The 20,232-nt window shown below is 67.6% G+C and carries 17 protein-coding genes; 9 read left to right on the top strand and 8 right to left on the bottom strand.

Annotation, left to right across the window (positions count from 1 at the left end; all coding sequences use genetic code 11):
- The first annotated feature begins 6 nt into the window (after positions 1 to 6).
- Positions 7 to 2,634, top strand: coding sequence for a TonB-dependent receptor (locus AC5YGJ_RS03120; protein WP_496185678.1), 2,628 nt, complete (start codon positions 7 to 9; stop codon positions 2,632 to 2,634).
- Between the two features lie 98 nt (positions 2,635 to 2,732).
- On the opposite strand, the gene betT is transcribed toward AC5YGJ_RS03120, so the two are convergent.
- Both betT and AC5YGJ_RS03110 read right to left on the bottom strand, forming a co-directional pair.
- Positions 2,733 to 4,712: a choline BCCT transporter BetT gene (gene betT, locus AC5YGJ_RS03115; protein ID WP_249843783.1), complete on the bottom strand. Its 1,980-nt coding sequence runs from the start codon at positions 4,710 to 4,712 to the stop codon at positions 2,733 to 2,735.
- 145 nt (positions 4,713 to 4,857) lie between these two features.
- Positions 4,858 to 5,238, bottom strand: coding sequence for a VOC family protein (locus AC5YGJ_RS03110; RefSeq protein WP_107230791.1), 381 nt, complete (start codon positions 5,236 to 5,238; stop codon positions 4,858 to 4,860).
- A gap of 148 nt (positions 5,239 to 5,386) precedes the next feature.
- On the opposite strand from AC5YGJ_RS03110, the gene AC5YGJ_RS03105 reads away from it, so the two are divergent.
- From AC5YGJ_RS03105 to AC5YGJ_RS03095, 3 genes are all read left to right on the top strand, one after another.
- Positions 5,387 to 5,905, top strand: coding sequence for a sigma-70 family RNA polymerase sigma factor (locus AC5YGJ_RS03105; RefSeq protein WP_496185677.1), 519 nt, complete (start codon positions 5,387 to 5,389; stop codon positions 5,903 to 5,905).
- Positions 5,902 to 6,846 carry a FecR family protein gene (locus AC5YGJ_RS03100; protein ID WP_496185676.1) on the top strand — a complete coding sequence of 315 codons (945 nt, stop codon included), beginning with the start codon at positions 5,902 to 5,904 and terminating at the stop codon, positions 6,844 to 6,846. Before AC5YGJ_RS03105 ends, AC5YGJ_RS03100 begins: the two co-directional genes overlap by 4 nt.
- A gap of 68 nt (positions 6,847 to 6,914) precedes the next feature.
- Positions 6,915 to 9,863, top strand: coding sequence for a TonB-dependent receptor (locus AC5YGJ_RS03095; protein ID WP_496185675.1), 2,949 nt, complete (start codon positions 6,915 to 6,917; stop codon positions 9,861 to 9,863).
- A gap of 143 nt (positions 9,864 to 10,006) precedes the next feature.
- Here the strand turns inward: AC5YGJ_RS03095 and AC5YGJ_RS03090 are convergent, their stop codons facing one another.
- Both AC5YGJ_RS03090 and AC5YGJ_RS03085 read right to left on the bottom strand, forming a co-directional pair.
- Positions 10,007 to 10,330 (bottom strand): DMT family transporter, encoded by a 324-nt coding sequence (locus AC5YGJ_RS03090; protein WP_005409978.1) that lies wholly within the window; start codon positions 10,328 to 10,330, stop codon positions 10,007 to 10,009.
- Positions 10,330 to 10,683 carry an SMR family transporter gene (locus AC5YGJ_RS03085; RefSeq protein ID WP_496185674.1) on the bottom strand — a complete coding sequence of 118 codons (354 nt, stop codon included), beginning with the start codon at positions 10,681 to 10,683 and terminating at the stop codon, positions 10,330 to 10,332. The genes AC5YGJ_RS03090 and AC5YGJ_RS03085 overlap by 1 nt, the downstream gene beginning before the upstream one ends.
- 160 nt (positions 10,684 to 10,843) lie before the next feature.
- On the opposite strand from AC5YGJ_RS03085, the gene AC5YGJ_RS03080 reads away from it, so the two are divergent.
- A complete protein-coding gene (locus AC5YGJ_RS03080) occupies positions 10,844 to 11,695 on the top strand; it encodes a LysR family transcriptional regulator (RefSeq protein ID WP_496185673.1) in 852 nt (283 codons plus the stop codon).
- A 72-nt stretch (positions 11,696 to 11,767) separates the two neighbouring features.
- Here AC5YGJ_RS03080 and AC5YGJ_RS03075 read toward each other — a convergent pair whose 3' ends face one another.
- A complete protein-coding gene (locus tag AC5YGJ_RS03075; protein ID WP_496185672.1) occupies positions 11,768 to 12,688 on the bottom strand; it encodes a M14 family metallopeptidase in 921 nt (306 codons plus the stop codon).
- 131 nt (positions 12,689 to 12,819) lie between these two features.
- Here AC5YGJ_RS03075 and AC5YGJ_RS03070 point away from each other — a divergent pair, with 131 nt between their 5' ends.
- From AC5YGJ_RS03070 to AC5YGJ_RS03060, 3 genes are all read left to right on the top strand, one after another.
- Entirely contained in the window at positions 12,820 to 14,901 is a 2,082-nt protein-coding gene (locus tag AC5YGJ_RS03070; protein WP_496185671.1) for a TonB-dependent receptor family protein, read from the top strand.
- A 62-nt stretch (positions 14,902 to 14,963) separates the two neighbouring features.
- The gene (locus AC5YGJ_RS03065; protein ID WP_496185670.1) at positions 14,964 to 16,736 is read left to right on the top strand and encodes a chloride channel protein; all 1,773 of its coding nucleotides are present in this window, start codon (positions 14,964 to 14,966) and stop codon (positions 16,734 to 16,736) included.
- 103 nt (positions 16,737 to 16,839) lie between these two features.
- Positions 16,840 to 17,556, top strand: coding sequence for an MgtC/SapB family protein (locus tag AC5YGJ_RS03060; protein ID WP_249843775.1), 717 nt, complete (start codon positions 16,840 to 16,842; stop codon positions 17,554 to 17,556).
- A gap of 15 nt (positions 17,557 to 17,571) precedes the next feature.
- Here AC5YGJ_RS03060 and AC5YGJ_RS03055 read toward each other — a convergent pair whose 3' ends face one another.
- Positions 17,572 to 17,973: a MerR family transcriptional regulator gene (locus tag AC5YGJ_RS03055; protein ID WP_249843774.1), complete on the bottom strand. Its 402-nt coding sequence runs from the start codon at positions 17,971 to 17,973 to the stop codon at positions 17,572 to 17,574.
- A gap of 63 nt (positions 17,974 to 18,036) precedes the next feature.
- Between AC5YGJ_RS03055 and AC5YGJ_RS03050 the strand changes: the two genes are divergently transcribed.
- Positions 18,037 to 18,864: a class I SAM-dependent methyltransferase gene (locus tag AC5YGJ_RS03050; protein WP_496185669.1), complete on the top strand. Its 828-nt coding sequence runs from the start codon at positions 18,037 to 18,039 to the stop codon at positions 18,862 to 18,864.
- 85 nt (positions 18,865 to 18,949) lie between these two features.
- Here the strand turns inward: AC5YGJ_RS03050 and AC5YGJ_RS03045 are convergent, their stop codons facing one another.
- Entirely contained in the window at positions 18,950 to 19,240 is a 291-nt protein-coding gene (locus AC5YGJ_RS03045) for a DUF6959 family protein (protein WP_057495982.1), read from the bottom strand.
- A gap of 121 nt (positions 19,241 to 19,361) precedes the next feature.
- Positions 19,362 to 20,204 carry an outer membrane protein assembly factor BamE gene (locus tag AC5YGJ_RS03040; protein WP_496185668.1) on the bottom strand — a complete coding sequence of 281 codons (843 nt, stop codon included), beginning with the start codon at positions 20,202 to 20,204 and terminating at the stop codon, positions 19,362 to 19,364.
- Positions 20,205 to 20,232: the final 28 nt, after the last annotated feature.

Genomic DNA, 20,232 nt, shown 5'->3' with positions numbered 1-20,232 from the left:
GCTTCCATGTACCGCACCACCCTGAACCTGCTTGCCGGCGCCATCGCGCTGAGCCTCACCGCTGGCGCTGCCGGCGCCGCTGAAACCGCCGCGTCCGGCAAAGACAGCAGCACCCTTGGCGCCGTGCTGGTGACCGGCTCCAACATCAAGCGCAGCGATACCGCCGGGCCCAACCCGGTACAGATCGTCAGCCGCGAACAGATCGAACAGACCGGCCGCTCCACCCTCACCGACGTGCTGCGCAACCTGTCGGCCAATGCCGGCAACAGTTTCGACGAGCAGTACACCGGCAGTTTCGCCGCCGGCTCGGCCTCGATCGGCCTGCGCGGCCTGTCGCCGAAGAACACGCTGGTGCTGGTCAACGGCTACCGCGTGTCCAACTTCGGCTTCGCGCTCAACACCCAGGACACTTTCGTCGACCTCAACGCACTGCCGATCAGCGCGGTCGAACGCATTGAAGTGCTGAAGGACGGCGCCTCGGCGGTGTACGGCTCCGACGCCATTGCCGGCGTCATCAACATCATCCTGCGCAGGAACTTCCAGGGCGTGGAGGTCGGCGGCGGCTTCGGTACTGCCACCCAGGGCGGCCTGGACGAACGCAAGGCCAACCTGCTGGCCGGCTTCGGTGACCTCGAACAACAGGGCTGGAACGTGCTGTTCGGGCTGGACCTGCTCAAGCGCGACCGCCTCGACGCCGACCAGCGCGCCTACACCCGCAGCGGCGATTTCCGCGACAAGCCCGGTGGCCGCCTGGCTGGCTGGTCCACCGCCGGTGGCAACTGGCTGTCCAACCCGCGCGCGCCGCAACCGTTCGCCAACTGCCCCGATGGCAGCCAGCTGCGCCCCTACAGCGACTTCGGCAGCACCCTGCCCGGACAGGCCTGCGCCTTCAACGCGCAGCCATTCAAGACCCTGCAGCCCGGCGCCGAGCGCCTGCAGGCGTCATTGAGTGCGACCTACCGCTTCAATGACAGCGTCGAGGCCTTCGCCGATGTGCTGTACAGCCACAACAAGGCCGACCAGATCTTCAGTGCGCCGCTGACCGTCGGCCCCGGCCTGCGCGCGTACAACCCGGCCACCGGCACGCTGATCGACGTGCCGGCGGTGCTGCCGGTCGGCCATCCCGACAATCCGGGCATCGCGCCGCTGCCGTTCGAGTACACCTTCTTCGACCTCGGCCCGCGCCTGAAGGACAACACCCAGGTGTTCTACCGCGCCCTGGCCGGCGTGCGCGGCAGTGGCGAGCGCTGGGACTGGGAAGTGGCCGCGCTGACCTCGCAGAGCGCGCAGCGCGAGTACGTCGACAACTTTGTCAATCGCTATGCGTTCGAGCAGATCCTGCGCGACGGCAGCTACAACTTCCTCAACCCGTCCAGCACGCCTGGGGCACTGGATGCACTGCGCCTGCAGACCAAGCGTCCGGGCTGGTACAGGTTGCACTCGCTGAACGTAAAGGCTTCGACCTCGTTGTGGGAGCTGCCGGCCGGTGCGGTTGGCTTCGCCTGGGGCGCTGAGTTCCGCAAGGAATCGCTGGACGCGCGCACCAGTGCCCAGGTGCTTTCGGGCACTGAACTACGCCCTGCGATCAACGTGGTCAACGGCGAGCGCCAGGTCAGCGCCGCCTACGCCGAACTGAGCGTGCCGCTGCATCGCACCCTGGAATTGCAGGTGGCCGGTCGCGGCGATCACTACGATGACTTCGGCAAGGCCTTCTCGCCCAAGGTGGCGCTGCGCTGGCAGCCGCTGGACAGCCTGTTGCTGCGCGGCTCGTTCTCGCGCGGTTTCCGCGCGCCGTCACTGCCGGAGATCGCGCCGGGCCAGACCGTCAGCTATGGCTCGGTGATCGATCCGCTGGATCCGCTGCAACCGGGCGGCAGCCGCGGCGTGACCAACATCCGCACCGGCAACCCCGACCTGAAGGCCGAGCGCTCGCGCAACTTCAACGTGGGTGCAGTGTGGTCGCCCGATGGCGATACCAGCATCGGCCTGGACTGGTACCGCATCGAGCAGGACAACCTGGTCAAGCCGGACAGCGCGCAGTTCATCGTCGACAACCCGTCCCTGTTCCCGGGCCGGGTGCAGCGTGACGCGCAGGGCCGCATCCAGTTCATCACCAACCAGTACGCCAACCAGGGGGAGCTGACCACCTCCGGCCTGGACCTGGACGCCAGCCGCACCTTCCGCACCGACGGCTGGGGCAACTTCACCGTGGCCGGCAGCTGGACCCACCTGCTCAGCTTCAAGCAGCCGCTGGTGGTCGGGCAGGCACCGTATGATGGCGCCGGCAACAACCGCCACGGGGCGCTGCCCCGCACTCGCGGTACCACGTCGCTGAACTGGGCCGCTGGCGACTGGAGCAGCACGCTGAGCCTGCAGTACGTGAGCGGCTACGACCAGCGCGTAGCGACGGCGACCAGCAACCCGGGCCTGCGCGACCGCGTCAAGCCGTATCACCAGCTGGACCTGTACGTGGCCTACGAAGGCATTGCCAACACCACGCTGTCGCTGTCGGTGCTGAACCTGACCGACAAGGATCCGCCGTTCGACCCGGCTGGTGGTTCCAATGGTTTCGACATCAGCCAATACAACCTGCGCGGGCAGTTCGTCTCGCTGGGCGCGCGCTACCGGTTCTGATGCGATATCGGGGCGGCGGTGATGCGCCGCCCCATTCGTGCTGCCGGCCAGCGGCCGGCACTACCACCGACCGCCGGGCCAAGCCCGGTGGTCTTGCATCACCGGCTCAGGTGCAGGAACTGCAGGTGCCGTTCGTACTGGCTGATGATGTCGTTGATGATCTGCTTGCGGCTGTACCCCACCAGGTCGTAATCCTGGCTGCCTTCATACAGGTGCACTTCGGCGCGGTAATAGCGCTGGTTGCGCAGCTGCTGTGCGGCGAACGACGGGGTCAGGTAGCCGCTGAGGATCACCCGGTACAGGAAGTCCTGCTGCTCACCGTGATTGACCGACAGCTCCATGTCGCCCGCTTCGAAACGCGTGGCCACATCCCAGCCCTGCCCGCGCAGCTGCTCGGCCACCGCCTCCATCGCCGGCTTCACCGTGTCGTCCATGAAACGGTAGACCTGGTCGCGTACCGGGAAATGCATGGCCTGACTCAGGCGCTGGCGCCAGCCCTGGTGGTGGCGATCGTCACCGATCAACGGTGATGGGCGGTACTGCAACGCGCGCTTGCGGTGCGACTCGTCGCTGAAGGCGCGGGTCAGGCCCCACATCATCAGCAGCAGGATCGCCGAGAACGGCAGTGAGGCCAGCACCACCGCCGATTTCAGTGCGTCGATGCTGCCGGCCAGCAACAGGCCTGCGGTCAGCACCGCGATCACCGTGCCCCAGAACACGCGCAGCCAGCGTGGGCCATCGTCCTCCGGCGCCCCGCCATGCGACGACAACGTAGACAGCACCACGGCACCGGAGTCGGCTGATGTCACGAAGAAGATGAAGCTGACCAGCACTGTCACCGTGATCACCGCACGGCTCCACGGATAGCCGTCGAGCAATGCGTACAGCACCGTCGGTGGATCATCCACGGCCAGCTGCGCCAGCTGCTGCTGGCCGTGGTGCAGCACCTGGTCCAGCGCACTGTTACCGAAGATCGACAGCCACGCCAGGGTGAAGCCGAGCGGGATCAGCAGCACGCCGAACACGAATTCGCGGATGGTGCGGCCGCGCGAGATGCGCGCGATGAACAGGCCCACAAACGGCGCCCAGCCGATCCACCAGGCCCAGTAGAACACCGTCCAGCCGCCCAGCCATTCCGGCCGGCCGCCGTAGGCGTACACGTCGAAACTCTTGCCGACCACGCTGCCCAGGTAGTCGCCCAGGTTCTGCATCAAGGTGCTGAACAGGTACTGCGTCGGCCCGGCGAACAACATGAACAGCACCAGCGCGATCGCCAGCAGCATGTTGATGTTGGCCATCCAGCGCACGCCCTTCTCCACGCCGGACACCGCGACCGCCACGGCGGCGCCCATCATTGCCACCACCAGGAGGATCTGCACCAGGTTGGAGTGCGGCACGTTGAACAGGTGCGACAGGCCAGCGTTGAGGTGCAGCACGCCAAAGCCCATGTCGGCGCCGATGCCGAACACGGTGGCGACAATGCCCAATGCATCCACGGTGTAGCCGATCGGCCCATTGATGCGTTTGCCGATCAGCGGATACAGCGCCGAACGCAATGCCAGCGGCAGGTTGTGGCGGTAGGCGAAATAGGCCATGGCCATCGCCGCCAGTGCGAACACGCCCCAGCCATGCAGGCCCCAGTGCAGGAACAGCAGCTGCATGGCCTGGCGCGCACCGGCCTCGCCTGCCGCCGGATCGCCCTGCGGCGGCTGCAGGTAATGGGTCAGTGGTTCGGAAACACAGAAGAAGAACAGGGTGATGCTGATGCCCGCCGCGAACAGCATGCCGGCCCAGGAGAGGTAACTGAACTCCGGTTCGTCATGGTCGGCGCCGAGCTTGATGCCGCCATACTTGGACAGCGCCACGCCGACCACGAACACCAGGTACAGGGTCATCGCCAGCAGGTAATACCAGCCGACATTCAGGGCGGCCCAGTCCTGTGCCTTGAGCAGAAGGCGGCCTGCCCCCAGTGGGAACAGGCTGACGAACAGCGCGAACGCCACGACAACGATCGCCGCGAAGGCGAACACAGGCCGAAGGGTGCGCACCGGGGATTGTTGCGGCTCCAGTACATCCATGGGGCGGCGTTCTCCGGTAGATCAAGGAATTAGCCGACCGATTCTGGCTGAACCGCAGTGGACAGAGCATGAAGTTGCGGCCTGCTGTCACGGCCGGCGCGCGTGGTTTCGTGCTATCACGCGCGCGCCGCCTGCCCGCTGTGCGTCACGACATCACATGCACCGCGCACAGCTTGTTGCCATCGGGATCGCGCAGGTAGGCCAGGAACAGCTGGCGGCCGGCCATGTTGCGGATACCAGCCGGATCTTCGATGGCAGTGCCGCCCTGCGCCACGCCAGCGTCCTGCCAGCCACGCACAGCCTCGGCGCTGTCCAGGGTGAAGCCGATGGTGCCGCCGTTGGCGTGGCACGCCGGCTGACCATCAATCGGCGCGGTGACGATGAACATGCGGCCGTCCTTGAAATAGACCAGGCGCCCCTTGTCGTCGAACACACCCGGGCGTGCGCCCAGCGCGGTGAACAGCGCATCGTAGAAGCGATGCGCGACATCCATGTTGTTGGTCCCAACGGTAACGTGGCTGAACATGTGGCACTCCCTGCGGAAAACCGCAGTGTCAGCGAGCCCGCCGAGCATCGCAAATGGGCCCGCCACCCCACTGCGCGCTGCGCAACGTTTGTCGAGTGCCGCCCCATCACCCTATAATGGGAATCATTCTCATTAATGACCGAAGCCGATGGCTGTGCCCGCCGTCTCCAGCGCCGCGCTGGCGGGGTTCTACCGTGAACATCATGGCTGGCTGCTCGGCTGGCTGCGCCGCCGCACCCATAACGCCGAGTGTGCCGCCGACCTGACCCAGGACACCTTCCTGCGCCTGCTCAGCCGCCGCGTTGACCCGGGGCAGCTGCGGCTGCCACGCGCCTACCTCAGCACCATCGCCCACGCCCTGCTGGTCAACCATTGGCAGCGCGCGGATCTGGAGCGCGCCTATCTGGCCGCACTGGCCGCACAGCCGGAACCGGTGCACCCCTCGGCGGAGGAGCGTACCCAGGCGTTGCAGCTGCTGCATGCCATCGCCGGCATGCTGGCCGGCCTGCCCGAGCGCCCTCGTCGCGCCTTCCTGCTTGCGCGCCTGTCCGGCCTCGGCTATGCCGAGATTGGCCAGCAGCTGGGCGTGTCCGAACGGATGGTCAAGAAGTACATGGCGCAGGCGATGCTGCATTGCCTGCGCCTGTCCGGCGATGCCGCCGCATGAGCACGGCATTGGCCAGCCCCGCGCTGGAACAGGCCGCCGAGTGGTTCGCACTGCGCGAGCACGGATGGAACGAAGACGAGCAACAGCGCTGGCAGGCCTGGCTGCAGGCCGATGCGAGCCACGCCCACGCTTGGCACCGGGTCGAGTTGATCTGGCAGTCGTTCGCACCGCTGTCGGCCCCCGCCGCCGCAAAGGCGCTGGGCACCGCTGGCCATCGGCGTCGGCAGGCACTGCGCGGTCTCGGCGGTGCACTCGGCATCGGCGCCGTTTCGCTGCTCGGCCTGCACGCGCTGCACCTTCAGCGTAGCGTGCACACGCAGCGCACCGGCGCCGGCCGCACCGGGCACTGGACGCTGGCCGACGGCAGCCAGCTGTGGCTCAACGCCGGCAGCGAAGTGGCGATCCGCATGGGCGACGGCCAGCGCGCCGTGCATCTGCTGCGTGGCGAGCTGCTGTTGCAGACCGGTCACGCCGCCGCCTTCGCCGGCCTGCCATTGACCGTGCACGTGCCCGGCGCCCGCCTGCAGCCGATCGGCACCCGTTTCGCGGTAGGCCGCGAGGCCCAGGGCAGCCGCCTGGATGTGTTTGAAGGCGTGGTGCGCTGCCTGCCGCAGTTCAGTGCGGCACGGGATGTACCCGCCGGCAGCGCCGTGCAGATCGGCCCGATGGGCGGACTTGCAACGGTCGAGCCCGATCCGCTGCGCGGCGATTGGCAGGACGGTCGCCTGCAGGTGCAGGACACTCGGCTGGTCCGTGTCGTCGAAGAGCTGGCCCGCCACCATCGCGGCTACCTCGGCTGCGATTCCGCTGTAGCAGCGCTGAAGGTCACTGCGGTGCTGCCGCGACTGCACAGCGCACAGGCCCTGCAGTTGCTGACGCGTGCGCTGCCGATCCGCATCGAACAGCGCTGGCCGTGGTGGACCATCGTGCATCCGCGTTGATGCGCGGTTCCCCTTTTGCGCGCTCACCGGGCAGTACAGGGGAACCCATTGCGGACGTTGCCGCCCCCATGAAACTGCCCTGCCCCTCCCCTCGCCCCCTGGCCATTGCGCTGTGCCTGGCCCTGGCCAGTCCCTGCCTGCTGCCCGCCACCGCCTTTGCGCAGAACTCCGCAGCGACGCTGCGCTGGCAGATTCCAGCAGGCCCGCTCGACCAGGCGCTGACCGCATTCGGCCAGCAGTCCGGCCTGCCGATTGCCGCCGATGCGCGCCTGACCCGTGGCCGCCACAGCAACGGCGTGCACGCCACGCTGGGCACCGATGCCGCCCTCGCGCAGCTGCTGGCGGGCACCGGCCTGACCTTTCAACGTGATGCCAGCGGTGTAGTGCTGCGGACCGCACCTGCCGCCGACGCCGGCGTGCGCCAGATCGGCACCCTGCGCGTGGCCGGCCAGGCCAGCGAAGGCGCCTCACCGTGGGGCCTGGCCGATGCCGACGCGGTCTTCCGCGACAGCGGCTCGCGCGTGCACCTGGACCGCCAGCAGCTGGAGCGCTTCCGCGGCCAGTCGATCGGCGATGTGCTGGCCGGCGCCGTGGGCGTGCATACCGCCGACGTGCGCAATGGCGGCGCACTGGACGTGAACATCCGCGGCCTGCAGGGCCAGAACCGGGTGCCGGTGATCATCGACGGTGGCCAGCAGGCCATCGACGTCTATCGGGGCTATGCCGGCGTGCAGCAGCGCAGCTACCTCGACCCGGACCTGATCAGCTCGGTCAGCATCGAGAAGGGACCAAGCCTGGCCGCCAACGCCGCCAGCGCGATCGGCGGCGTGGTCTACATGGAAACGCTGAACGCCGATGACATCCTCGACGACGGTCAGGCCTGGGGCCTGCGCGTACGTGGTGGCGTGGCCGACAACAGCATCGACCGCACCCGCACGTTCAAGCAGATTGCGCGCGGCAGCGACAACCGCAACAGCCTGCGCGATCCGCGCGACTGGAACGGCAGCGTGGCCTTGGCCCAGCGCGGTGAGGACTGGCAGCTGGTGGCCGCCTACGCGCGGCGCCGCCAGGGCAACTACTTCGCCGGCAGCAACGGCGCCCATCGCTACGACGACCAGCACCTGTCCAGCGGCGGCACCGGCATGTCCAGCCAGGCGGTCTCGGACATGTACCACCCGGGCGACGAGGTGCTCAACACGCATACCGACAATGAATCGGCGCTGCTGAAGTTCACCTGGACGCCCAACCCCGACCAGCGCCTGGAGCTGAGCCACCGCTACTTCAACTCCAGCTTCGGCGAGATCATGCCGTCGGCGATCGGCCGTGTCGGCGAGTCCAACGAATGGGTGACCTACGTGGACAAGGCCAACACCATGTTCCAGTTCGAGCCCGGGAAGATGCGGCTCAATGCCACCTCGCTGCGCCACCGCTACCGGCCTGAAGCACACCCGTGGCTGGATCTGAGCAGCACGCTGTGGTTCACCACCGCCACCAGCCGCATGTTCAACAGCAACATCGCCAACACGCCGCTGTTCAAGGACGTGCCCAACGACCAGATGCCGGACACGCTGGGCGAGACCTATGGCCCCGGCCTGCAGTCAGACGTGAAAACCCGGCGCTGGGGCGTGGACAGCAGCAACACCACCCGCTTCAACAACCGCCTGGGCGACTGGACGCTGCGCTATGGCGCGGCCTTCCAGCACGAGGACACCGCACCGAACTCGCCGGTGCTGCCGGTGGACTACAACAACAACCGCTACCTGCGCTCGGGCACGCGCCGCGAGGCCAGCGTTGTCGCCTCGCTGCAGTGGCAACCGTGGGACTGGCTGTCGCTGACCGCTGGCGGCCGCTTCATCGACTACCGCACCCGTGACCGCAACCGCGTTGCCTTCGTCAGTGAATCGCGCGATCTGCGCTACACCTTCGCGCGCCTGAGCAAGGGCGGGCAGCTGCTGCCCGGCTGGTACAAGGAGTGGTACCCGGATGCACAGGGCAACTACACCTACGACTCGCTGCGGGCCACGCCCTACCGCGACAGCACGCTGGGCCAGAGCTACGACTTTGATGGTTTCATTGCCGACCCGCGCGGCGCCAACGGCTTCTACACCAAGCAGATTCCCACCGCCTGGGGCTACAAGCCGGCGATCCGCCGTTCCGGCCACGGCTTCGCGCCGTATGCCGAGGCCCGCTTCAACCTCGATGCGGACATGTTCTTCTACGTGAAGTACGCGCAGGGCTGGAAGATGCCCAGCCTGTTCGAATCGACGCTGGGCAACAGCACCTCGGCACCGGTGGCCGACCTGAAGCCGGAGAAGAACCGTTCCTGGGACATCGGCTTCAGCCTGCTCAAGCAGGACCTGTGGCGCGATGGCGACCGCCTGGCGTTCAAGGTGGCCTGGTTCAAGAACGATATCGACAACGCGATCACCCGCCGCTTCGATTCCAGCAACTGGGCCTTCTACGTCGACAACGTCGACAACTACACGGTGTCGGGCTACGAGCTGCAGTCCGGCTATGACGCCGGCATCGCCTACCTGGACCTGTCGGCCAGCTACTACCAGCGTGCGCGCACCTGCGATGCGGCCACCGCCAAGCGCCTGCGCGAAGACCCCTATGCGAAGTGGAGCAAGCTGGACACCACCCCTGACTGCGTGGATGGCGGCTTCGGCACTTCGTTCGTCAACGCGCAGAATCCGCCGAAGTACTCGATCCACAGCACACTGGGCTTCCGCCTGTTCCACAGGCGGCTGGATACCGGCATCCGCCGCACCTACAACAGCGGCCCCACCCATGAACTGGACAAGCCCTGGAACACCACCGGCTCGACCGGGTTGCAGAACATCTACCTCCCCACCGCGATCTACGACTTTTACGCGCGCTGGCAGTTCACTCCGAAGGCCGAGGTGGAACTGGTGGTCAACAACCTGCGCAACACCTACTACATGGACACGCTGGCGATGAGCCTGATGCCCGGCCCGGGGCGCACCACGCGACTGAATTTCACCGCACGCTTCTGAGTCCGTCGGAAACGGCAACGCCCCGGGGAGATCATCCTCGGGGCGCTTGCAAGTGGCGGCTCACGCTCTGGCAGGTAGCAACCCGGGTTGGCACAGCGCCTCAGCACGTGTAGATGCCAACCTTGGTTGGGACAGCGAAGCTGTCACTTCGCAGTACTCAGCAGAAGCACCGCCACGGTGACCAGCGCGATGCCGACCCAGCCGATCGGGCGCAGGCGGTTGCCGAACAGCAGGCGACCGCAGGTGGCGGTACCGATCACGCCGATCGCACCCCACATCGCATACGCAGTGGCCAGGTCCATGTAGCGCACCGCCTGGCCCAGCAGGGCGAAGGCGATCCAGACCATGACGATCGCGCCGACACCCCAGCGCCAGCGGCGGAACCCCTCCGACTTGGCCACCATCATGTTGGCGGCGACGTCGATCAGCGCAGAACAGATCACGAAGAACAGGGCGAGGGTATTCATCAGTGCGCCTCCCCGAGGGTGACACAGACGATGCCGGCCACCGCCAGCACCAGGCCAGCCAGCTGCTGCAGCGACAGGCTCTCACCGAACACGGTCAGGCCAACCACGGTCAACAGGGTCAGGCCCAGGCCTTCCCACACTGCGTAAGCGACACCGACCGCGATGCGGCGCACCGACAGGGCCAGGAAGTAGTAGGACAGTGCCAACGCGCCGGCCATGATCAGGTAGCCGGTCCAGCCGCCGTCGCGGGCGGCATGGGCCATGAACGAGGTGCCGACCACTTCGGCGACGATCGCCACGGTCAGGCAGGCCCAGGCGACCAGCGCGCCACGGGCGGGAACAGTACGGGGCATGTGAAACTCCTTGCGGGACGGGGACCGCGCCCCGCCATCAGTAGATCCACGCCATGCGTGGATGATCCGGAACGCCCCGCTGACAGGGGCGACGGCGGCCATTATCATCGCCTTTTACGGTCGATTAAAAATGGATTCCATCGACAGGAGCGATGGATCAATGCCCTATTCCCCTGAATCCCTGCAGGCGTTCGTCGAAGCGGCCGCGCTGGGCTCGTTCTCGGCAGCGGCACGCCGCCTGCGCAAGACCCAGTCGACGGTCAGCACTGCCATCGCCCACCTGGAGGCCGACCTGGGCGTGAGCCTGTTCGACCGCAGCGGACGCTACCCACAGCTGACCGAAGCCGGGCGCCAGGTGCTCGGCCACGCACAGGAAATCCTCGCCGCCGATGCACGGCTGCAGCAGTTGAGCGTGCGGCTGGCGGCGCCGGTCGAAGCGCGGCTGACCGTGGCGTTCTCCGATGTGTACCAGCTCGATCCGGCGCAGCATGTGTTACAGCGCTTGGCCGAGGCGTTCCCGGAAATCGAACTGGAATGGCTGGATGCCGAAGGCGATGACGTGCTGGAACTAGTCGGCAGCGGCCGCGCCGCGCTGGGCCTGTTGCCGCGACAGGAATGCTATCCGGACGCCCTGGTGGCACGGCCGTTGGCCCATCACAGCGAACTGTCGGTGTATGTGGCGCGCGGCCATCCGCTGGCCGACGCCGGCCGGCGCGCGGCTGCCCAGCTGGCACGGCACCGGCAGGTGCGGTTGAGCGCGGAGGTCGACCCTGCGCGCCCGGTTACCGGGCTGGCCTGGACCGCCACTGATTACCTGATGGTGATGGAGATGGCCGAGGACGGCATCGGCTGGGCCGAGCTGCCACGCGCGCTGGTACAGCGCTACGACCGCGGGCAGCTGGTGGAATTGACGCTGCCCGGCTGGCCACGGCGCATCCACAGCGACCTGTTGTGGCGCCGCGACACGCCGCCGGGGCCGGCGGCGCTGTGGTGGGCCGACGCATTGGGGTGACACAAAAAGGGGACGGAGGGGATCAAGTCGTTTGTGGCACAAACGACTTGATCCCCTCCGTCCCCTTTTTCATCAACGATGGGCGAGCGCGTAATCCAGCGCCGCGCACACTGCTACCACCTGCGCGTCGTTGCACTGCTGCGGGGTGGCCCGCGGGCTGTCAGGGTAGACCTCGGTGGTGGTGGTGTACTTCGCACCGGTAATGCCTGCGCACAGCGCCAGCTTCACCAGCGGGTACTCGATCACGCCGTGCGCCACTACCGGCGAACCGATGATCTCGTTCTTGTCGTCGGCCGGCGCGATATGGGTCACCTTCTCCACTGCGGCGATCACCGCCTGCTGGAACGCAGGCTGCGGGTTCTCGCTGTCGTCCACCAGGTAGAAGCCATCGGGAATCAGGCCCGGTTCGAACGGCTTGCCGTCGCGCGCCGCCAGCGCCGGGCGGAACTCGCTCTCGTCGCTGTCGGTGGTTTCGTGCAGGTCGATATGCAGCACAAACTGGCCCTTGTACGGCGCGATAAGGTCGATGACGGCGGTCGATTCGCGGGCCGGGCCGTCGGCACGGAAGTTGCGGTTCGGGTCGATCGCATCGAAGTTCCAGCGATTGATGCGCTCGAAACCCCACGGGTTCACGCACGGCGCCACCAGCAGGTTGGCCTTGCCGGCATAGTCGGCGGCATGCTTTTCAAGGAACTCCAGCGCGCCCATCACGCCGCTGGTTTCATACCCATGCACGCCGCCGGTAACCAGCGCGGCCGGCAACGCCGGGTTCCAGTCGCGGCTGCGCAGGGCGAACAGGGTGTAGGTCTCGCCAGCGTAGTCGAGCTGGCCATAGGCCACCTTGTCAAAGCGCGAGGCCAGCGCCTCGATGCGCGGCAGCACCTCCTCGTCGTAGCGACGCAGGCGCTGCTGGCGGCCCCGCCACGCCTCCCGTTCCGCCGCTCCCCACGGCTGGCCAGGAGTTCCGACGGGGTAGAAGGCAGCTTGGGACATGGCGGATCTCAACGGGTCTGGGAGCAATCGCCCACTCTACCACCGGGGTAACCGCGTGAACCGGTGACGCATTCCATTGGCGAATGGAATCAGCAATAATTCTCATTTACGACCTTCCACGACCTGCACCGATGCCCACCCACGCCCCGCAACCGGCCCGCCTGCCGTTGGCCGCCGCTCTCGCCCTGTGTCTGCTGCCGGCCGCCACCGCCTTCGCCCAGGACAGCGCCACCACGCTGGACAGCATCCAGGTTTCCGGCAGCTGGCTGGGCACCGGCCTGCATGACAGCGTCAAGAGCTTCGCCGGCGCGCGCACCGTGGTCGACCGCCAGCGCATCGAGGCCAGCGGCGCGGCCAGCCTCGGCGATGCCATGCGCCGCATCCCCGGCGTGCAGGTCACCGACAACTCCGGCACCGCCGGTAGCTCGGTGTCGCTGAACATCGGCGTGCGCGGCCTCACCGGCCGCTACTCGCCGCGCTCGACCGTGCTGCTCGATGGCGTGCCGCTGGCGGTGGCGCCGTATGGCCAACCGCAGCTGTCGTTCGCGCCGACCAGCCTGTCCAACATCGAGTCGATCGACGTCGTACGCGGCGGCGGCGCGGTGCGCTACGGCCCGCAGAACGTGGGCGGCATCATCAACTTCAGCACCCGTGCCATTCCCACCGAGGCCGGCCTGCACGGCGAAGCCGGCGTGCGTTACACCGCCTACGACCACGGCGGCGGTGACAGCACCCAGTACAACGCCTTCCTCGGCGGCACCGGCGACAACGGGCTGGGCGCCGCCCTGCTCTACTCCGGCCAGGATGGCCGCGGCTGGCGCCAGGGCAGCGATGACCGCTTCAACGATCTGGCGCTGAAGTTCGCCTACGCCATCGACGAACAGCAGGAGCTGCGCGCCAAGCTGTCCTACTACGACGTTCGCTCGTTGACCCCGGGCGGCCTGACCCGCGCCCAGTACGAGGCCGATCCGTTCCAGAACACCCGTCCGACCGACTTCTGGAAGGGCCACCGCACCGGCATCGACCTGGGCTACACCAACACGCTGTCGGCCAACAGCGAGTTCGAAGTGCTGGCCTATTACAACGAGAGCACCCGCGCCAGCTCGCTGATCAACGCCGCCAACACCCAGTTGACCGTGCAGCCGCGCGACTACCGCGTGCTCGGCATCGAGCCGCGCTACACCCAGCGCCTGCACTGGGGCAGCACGGTGCATGACATCACCGCCGGCTACCGCTTCCTGCGTGAGCGCGGCAACGATCGCAGCTACACCGTCACCCGCCGCACGGGCGTGGCCAGTGCCACCACCCGCTTCGACAACGCCACCGACGCGCACTCTTTCTACATCGACGATCGCATTGCGATCGGCCAGTGGCGGATCACGCCCGGCGTGCGCATGGAATGGATCGACATGGACCGTCGCCAGTCCGGCGGCACGGCCACCTTCAGCAGCCGCAACGACAAGGCCCTGCCCTCGCTGGACATCGCCTACCTGCTGACCCCGCAGCTGACCGTGTTCGGCAACTACACCACCTCGTTCGGGCCAGTGCAGAACATCCAGCTCAATTCGCAGAGCGCCAGCAACCCGTTGAACCCGGAAGTGGCGAAGACCACCGAACTGGGTGCGCGCTGGCAGGACGGTGCACTGCGCGCGGAAGTGACCGTGTTCAAGATGCGCTTCGACAACCAGATCCTGCAGGTCCCGGGTATCACCCCGCCGACCTTCCAGAACATCGGTGCCACCGACCACAAGGGCGTGGAGAGTGCGCTGGAGTACCACTTCGCGCAGGACAGCGCGCTGGCCGGGCTGGAGCTGCACGCCAACTACACCTGGACCAAGGCGATCCAGCAGTCCGGCGACAACCGCGGCCTGGACGTGCCGTTCTACTCGCGCGACACCGACAGTATCGGCGCCCGCTATGCACTGGCCGGCTGGACCTTCAACGTCTCCAGTACCCACCAGAGCGGCCAGTTCTCCGATGCAGCCAATACCTGGGAAGAGACCGCCGATGCCCGCGTGGGCCGCGTGCCCGGCGTGCGCCTGTGGAATGCCCAGGTGGCCTGGCAGGTGCCGGGGCTGGGCGACAGCGAGATCGCGCTGGGCGTGAACAACCTGGCCGACAAGCGCTGGTATACCCGCAACGTCGATGGCAACGCAGGCCGCATGGTGGCCGCGCCGCGCACCTTCTACGTGCAGGGCCGCTACCGCTTCTGAGCCGGTAGCCGCCCGATGCGGTGACGGTGGCGCTCACGGTGGCGGCGTATCATGCCGCCACCATGTCTTCGCCCGTTTCGCCATCGCGCCTGCATCTGGCCTTCCAGGGCCTGCGCCTGCGCCTGCGCGGCAGTGACCTGTGGTTCATCGCGCTGGCGCTGCTGGTCGGGCTGATCGCCGGCTACCTGACCCTGCTGCAGTCCGGGATCGCGCGCTGGCTGCAGGGCACGTTGTACGGGCTGGACGACGGCATGCGCCTGAGCTCGCTGCCCTCGCTGACCTGGACCGCGCTGCTGGTGCTGCCGCTGGGCGGCCTGCTGGTGGGCCTGGTCAGCATGGCGGCGACACGGCTCAAGCGCCCCCTGCTCGATGCGGTGGAAGCCAACGCGCTGCACGGTGGCCGCATGTCGATGCGCGACAACCTGATCGTGCTGACCCAGACCCTGCTGTCCAACGGCTGTGGCGCGTCGGTCGGCCTGGAGGCGTCATACACGCAGATGGGCGCCGGCAGCGGCTCGCAACTGGGCCGGGTGATGCGCCTGCGCCGCAACGACGTGCGCATCCTGGTCGGGGCCGGTGCCGCCGGCGCCATTGCTGCGGCGTTCGGTGCGCCTTTGGCTGGCGCGTTCTATGCCTTCGAGATCGTGATCGGCGCCTACACCCCGGCCGCGCTGGCGCCGGTGGCGGTGGCCGCACTGGCCGGCGCGTTCGTGGCCGACCAGGCCGGCATCGAGGCCTACCTGCTGCCCGCCGCCTCGACCATCGACGTGCGCGCCGCCGACTACGCCATCTACGGCCTGCTCGGCTGCTGCTGCGCGATGGTCGGCATCGCCATCATGCGGCTGATCGCCTCGATTGAAGGCACCGTGAAGCGCAGTCCCCTGCCCGCGTGGGGACGGCCGGTGGTCGGTGGCCTGCTGCTGATTCCCCTGGCCCTGGCCAGCCCGCAGGTGCTGTCGTCCGGGCACGGCGCGCTGCACCTGGACCTGACCACGCACCTGCCGCTGATCTGGATCGGCGGCCTGCTGACCCTGAAGTGCCTGGCCTCGGGCATCTCGCTGGGCTTCGGGTTCCGCGGCGGCCTGTTCTTCGCCTCGCTGTTCATGGGCACCCTGGTCGGCGCGTTGTTCGCCGGCCTGCTGGGCATGGCCACCGGCGTGCCGGTAATCGATGCCACCTCCGCCGCGCTGGCCGGCATGGCCGCACTGGCCGCGGCCGTGGTCGGTGCACCGATGACCATGGCCATGCTGGTGCTGGAAGGGACCCACGACTTCCTGTTGACCAGCGTGGTGATGAGCGCGGTGCTGGTGTCCAGCACGCTGGTGCGGCAGTGGTTCGGCTATTCGTTCTCCACCTGGCGCATGCACCTGCGCGGCGAAACCATCAAGAGCGCCCGCGATGTCGGTTGGGTGCAGAACCTCAATGCCGGCCGGCTGATGCGCAAGGGCGTGGCCACCGCCCCTTCCGACCTCGATACCAGCGCGTTCCGCCAGCGCTTTCCGCTGGGCTCCGGAACCCGGGTGGTCCTGATCGACGGCGAAGGCCACTACGCGGGAATCGTGCAGGTTCCGCATGCCTATGGTGACGGCGTGAAGCCCGACACACCGATCGGGGAACTGGCGCAGAACCGCGATATCTCGCTGGCCCCCTCCTCCGACGTGGTCAGCGTGATGCAGCGCTTCGACCAGACCCAGGCCGACGAACTGGCCGTGGTCGGCGCCGACGGCCAGGTGCTCGGCGTGGTCTCCGAAGCCTTCGTGCGCAAGCGCTACGCCGAGGAACTGGACAAGCGCCAACGCGAGCTGATGGGCGAGCGCGTCGAGGACACCGACTGACCCCGAAAAAAGGGGACGGAGGTGATTAAGTCGTTTCTGGCGCATCCCTATATCCACGCGTGGCGTGGATCTACTGTCACGTCGGCGGAGTAGACTCCGGGCCATGCGCTTCATTGAAACCTTCCAGGCCGGCCCCTTCGCCGATACCGTGGTCAGCCTGCTGGCTGCCTTCGTGCTGGGCACGCTGATCGGCGCCGAGCGCCAGTACCGGCAGCGCACCGCTGGGCTGCGCACCAACGTGCTGGTGGCGGTGGGCGCCGCCGCCTTCGTCGACCTGGGCATGCGCATTGCCGGCAGCGCCGAAGCAGTGCGGGTGATCTCCTACGTGGTCTCCGGTGTCGGCTTCCTCGGCGCCGGCGTGATCATGAAGGAAGGCATGAACGTGCGCGGCCTGAACACCGCCGCCACGTTGTGGTGTTCGGCGGCGGTAGGCAGCTGTACTGGTGCGGACATGTTGGCCGAGGGCGTGCTGCTGACCGTGCTGGTCATCGCTGGAAACACCCTGCTGCGACCGCTGGTGAATGCGATCAACCGCATTCCGATCAATGAAGCTGCCACCGAAGCCACCTATGAAGTCCGTCTCAGCGTGGACGCCGAGGCCGTGCCGCGGGTGCGCGAGCGTCTGGTCGACGCACTCGAAGCGGCGCAGTACCCGGTCGGCGATGTGCAGGTGGTCGAGCATGCCGATGCGCCTACCGACGTGATCGCGGTGCTGGTCAGCACGGCCGTCAGTGCCGAGGAGCTGGACGTGGTGCTGGCGCGAATGGAACAGGTACCGGGCGTGCTGCATGCGAACTGGGAAGTCAGCACCCGGGATTGAGGGGGTTCCGGTGGTTCATCCACCCATACGCTGCTGAACGCGCAGTAGTTTCCGGAACGAACCGCACTTCCGGGCATCCTCTGCCTGCGGGCAAGCGGCAGCGCGCTGCAGGTGCCGGCGCACCCGCTGCAGCTGGGTGATCTGTCGCTGCAGCACCTCGGCCTGCGCCAGCAGTGCCTCGCGATCCAGGGTGATGCAACCCTGCTGAGGCAACGACAGCCCGATCTGCTGCAACGACAGTCCGGCCGCCTGGCCCAGGCCGATCAGCGCCAGCCGTTCCAGCACCTGCTCGTCGTATTGCCGGCGCAGGCCACGACGACCCAGAGTCTGCAGCAATCCCAGCTGTTCGTAGTAGCGCAGGGTCGAGGCCGGTACGCCGCTACGGCGTACCACCTCGCCGATATCCAGTTCACGCATGGGCTTGACCTCAAGTCGCCTTGAACCGCCAAGCTATGGGCAGGTTCCTGCAGAGACAAGGCCATGACCCGTACATCCCCTGTTGATCAGAACGCCCTGTGGAACGGCCCAGGAGGCCAGGTCTGGGTCACCCAGCAGTCCATTCTTGATGGCCTGTTCCAACCGATGGCCGACCTGCTCGCCGCCGAGTTGCCGCAGACCGTCACGCACCTGCTGGATGTCGGCTGCGGTACCGGTGCCAGCCTGCTGGCCGCGGCCACTGCCCGCCCGTCTGCCCACTGCACCGGCCTGGACATCTCCGCACCCATGCTGGCGCTGGCCCGGCAGCGTGCGGACAGTGCCGGGCTGGAGGCAGACTTCATCGTGGCCGATGCCGAGCGGCACCCGTTGCCGTCCGCGCACTTCGACTGGATCCAGTCACGGCTGGGTGTGATGTTCTTCGAGGACACCGCCGCAGCCTTCAGCAACCTGCATCGCGCCGCACGGCCCGGCGCCGGCCTGCGTTTCATCGCCTGGCGCGGCGCCGACGAAAACCCGTTCATGACCACCGCCGAGCGCGCGGTGGGCAATGCACTGGCGCTGCCGCCACGGATGGCGGGCGCGCCGGGGCAGTTCGCCTTTGCCGATGGCCAGCGCGTGCGGCACCTGCTTCAGGTGTCTGGCTGGAAGCAGGCGGAAGTGGTGGCGGTGGAGGTACCGTGCTCGATGGCGCGCGACGATCTGCCGGCCTACGTCGGCCAGCTGGGCCCGGTGGGCCTGGCGCTGCGGGCACTGCCCGAAGCGGAGACCGCCGCGCTGCGCGACCAGGCGCTGGCGGCATTCGCACCGTTCATCGAGGGCGACCGCGTGCGCGTGGACGCCGCCTGCTGGTTGATACGCGCGCGCGCCTGACACGAAAAAGGGGACGGAGGGGATTAAGTCGTTGATGGCCCAGCTGCGCCGAGAACGACTTAATCCCCTCCGTCCCCTTTTTGTGCTACAGCGCTTCGCCGGCGTCGGCCAGGCGCGATTCGATCAGCGCGTACCACTGCTGCAGCACGTCGATCAGCATGTCCAGCTCGGCATCGGTGCGTTGCGCGCGTCCGCTGCGCAGGCAGGCCTGCGCCTCCTGCAGCTGGGCGAGGAACCCGGCCACGGTATCGGCCTGCAGGATCAGCCCTGGCAGGCGCCGCCCGGGAATGCGCACCACCGCATGGTTGCCGAGTTGGCCGTACACGCTCAGCGTCGTTTCCGTCTTCATGGCAAGGGGCAGGAATTGGGCGTTCATGGCGTGCACCGTATGAAAACCTGAGCCGCCGGCAGGCGTGGAAGACGGGGGAGACGTTGCCACGTCCTGCCGGCGATTCAGGGGGACTCGGGATGCCGGGGCGCTGCCCCGGCACAGGACGTCAACGAGGCTGCGCGACCCCAGCAATCTGCACCCGCCGGTTCGGCGCCAGGCAGGCAATCAGCTCGCGGCGGTTGCGCTGCGCGCATTGCACCATCGGGTCGGCCGCGCCACGGCCTTCGGCGCTGATGCTGGCGGCCGGCACCCCGCCTTGTACCAGGGCGCTGCGTACCGCCTCGGCGCGGCGCAGTGACAACGCCTGGTTGTAGCGGGCACTGCCGATGCGATCGGTATAGCCAGTCACGCGGATGGACTGCACCTGGCTGGCCTCACGCACCTGCGCCAGGATGCCCTGCACGGCCTGCTGCCCTTCGCTGCTCAGCACCGCGCTGTCGAAGCCGAACAACGCATCGGCAGACAGGCGCAGGGGCTGCTCCGGCAGCGGCGCCGGAGGCGGCGGAGGCGGCGCCGGGGGCCGCGGCGGCTCGAGCACGGCGGCGCACGATTCGGGCTTCCAGTAGCCGCCCTGGGCAATGCCCTTGCTGTCGAAGCGCACCTGGAACTGGCAGGTGAAGTACTCCGCGCCTTGCGCCGTGCGGAAGTTGAACAGGTAATTCCACTCGCGCACGCCCCACATGCCTTCATTGAAATGCGGCGTCCCCAACAAGGTGTACAGCTGGCGCTTGCTCATGCCCGGCGCGAAACGGCGCACGTCGGCAACGTCCGGATAGATGCCCTCCTTCAGCGAGGCCTTCGATGCCTCCGGGAAGTGCACGGCGGTGGCTTCGGCCGGACCGTCGGCTGCCGGTGCGTGGCTGCGGCAGGCGGCCAGCAGGCCGATTCCCAGTACCAGGCCCAGCGCGGCGGCGAGCTGGCCGGCGCAGGCGATGCGATGCTGATTCATGTCATTCCCCCTGTAGACGTTTCCGCGA

Source organism: Stenotrophomonas sp. CS3K5, assembly GCF_059515225.1.
This window is presented reverse-complemented; position numbering and strand designations above follow the sequence as displayed.